At 70.4% G+C, this 1827-nt stretch carries 2 protein-coding genes; one reads left to right on the forward strand and one right to left on the reverse strand.

Annotation, left to right across the window (positions count from 1 at the left end):
- Positions 1–299 (reverse strand): DUF4921 family protein (locus G6024_RS08750; protein ID WP_235027822.1); only part of this gene is annotated, 299 nt, incomplete at its 3' end.
- A 184-nt stretch (positions 300–483) separates the two neighbouring features.
- On the opposite strand from G6024_RS08750, the gene G6024_RS08755 reads away from it, so the two are divergent.
- On the forward strand, positions 484–1827 hold a 1344-nt coding region (locus G6024_RS08755; protein WP_478213483.1), incomplete at its 3' end, for a hypothetical protein.

Here is a 1827-nt window from a genome sequence, read left to right on the forward strand (position 1 = left end):
TCGAGCTCGTCGGCGGACACCTCCTCGAGCACCCGCCAGGTGTCGCCGTCGCGGATTACGCGCGCCTTCTCCGGGGTGGTCTCGCGCAGCCGGGTCACACAGAACGGGCAGTGCGCCTCCGCGGCGGACGGGTCCACCGCGGTGACCCGCCCGGGGGAGTGGTCGATGGGCCGGTGCGCCCGACCGGGCACGGTCCACACCTCGGTGCCGGTGAACGGATTGGTCTGCTTGACCGTGCCGTCCGCCATGCGGCGAAGCGGCGGGACCGGGGACGACAGGGTGTGGGGCGCAGTGGTCACCCATCGAGCGTAGGTGGCCGCAGGCCGCTGACGAGGTCAAATATATGTCGTTTCACCGGTAGTAATGTGATCTAGGTAACAGTATTCTGAGTTTACGCGATGTTTAGGTCAGGTAAGGGGATCGGTGCAGGCGATCCGCTGCATCCTCCGGCAGAAGCAAGGGACACCGAGAGAAGGATCGACTATGTCTTCGAAACGCGCACGACATCTGAGGGCGGCGGCGCTCACCAGCGCAGCGCTGCTCGCTGCCGCCGGTTCGCCGGCGATCGCAGGTGCCCAGACCGGGTCGCTCAACGGCGAGCTCGGTCTGAACCTCGAACTGCTGCTCGGTTCGGCCGGGTCGGGTGAGGGCGGATCGCTCGACGGAGGCATACCGAGCGGCTCGCTGGATCCCGGCTCGCTGGAGCCGCTGTCCGCCGGTTCCGATACCGGCTCGGATGATCTCTCGGGGCCCGGTTCGCTGGACCCCGGCTCCGTGCCGTCGGGGTCGTCCCCGGACACCGGATCGCTCAACCCGGGATCGCTCGACCCCGGTTCGCTGGACCCCGGCTCCCTGGACCCAGCCTCGCTGCAGCCGTTGTCCGCGGGGTCCGATGCCGGGTCGGATGACGTGGGCTCTGACGAAGGGTCGCTGGAGGAGGGGTCCCTGGATGCGGGTTCCCTGGCGCCGTTGTCGGCGGGCTCGGATGCCGGCTCGGACGACGGGTCGTTGGACCCCGGTTCCGCCGAGGGCGGATCGCTCGTGGCCGTGACTCTGCTCCTGGCGCTCGGATCGTCCGGTTCCGAGGCGGGTGATGGCTCGCTGGCGCCGCTGTCAGCCGGTTCTGAGGGCGGGTCGGATGATCTGGGTTCGGGTGACGGGTCGTTGGAGGGGTCGCTGGATGCGGGTTCGCTCGCGCCGTTGTCGGCCGGTTCTGAGGGCGGGTCGGACAACGAGCCCGGGGAGGGGTCGGTCGACCTCGGTTCACTCGCGCCCGGGTCCCTTGCTCTGGGCTCCCTGCCTCTCGCATCGGTGGGAGGATCGCTGGGGCCGTTGTCGGCGGGTTCCGGTGGCGGGTCGGATGACATGGGTTCGGAGGACGGGTCGGTGGAGGGGTCCCTGGCGCCGTTGTCGTCCGGTTCTGATGCCGGTTCGGGCAACGGGACGGGGGAGGGTTCGCTCGACGGGTCGTTGGAGGGCTCCCTCGACGGGGGTTCCCTCGCACCGTTGTCGGCCGGGTCCGATGAAGGGTCGCTGGAGGAAGGCTCGTCTGAGGGCTCCCTGCCGATGGGATCTCTCGAACCGGGATCGGCCACCGGCTCCCTCGCTCCCCTCGGGTCCCTCACGGCGTCGCTGGCCCCACTCGGGTCCGCAGGATCGGCTGCGGGGTCACTGCCGCTGCTGCTGCCTGTCGCGCTCATCGGCGGTTCCGTGGCTGCTGCACCGATGATCCTGCAGGTGGGCGCGGACATGGGGATCGCGCTTCCGCCGCTGCCGGGCCTCCCCGCTCCGGTCGCGGCAGCGCCGGCGGTCGCCGCGCCGCCGGTT

The sequence above is a fragment of the Dietzia maris genome (assembly GCF_014144855.1).
GTDB lineage: Bacteria > Actinomycetota > Actinomycetes > Mycobacteriales > Mycobacteriaceae > Dietzia > Dietzia kunjamensis.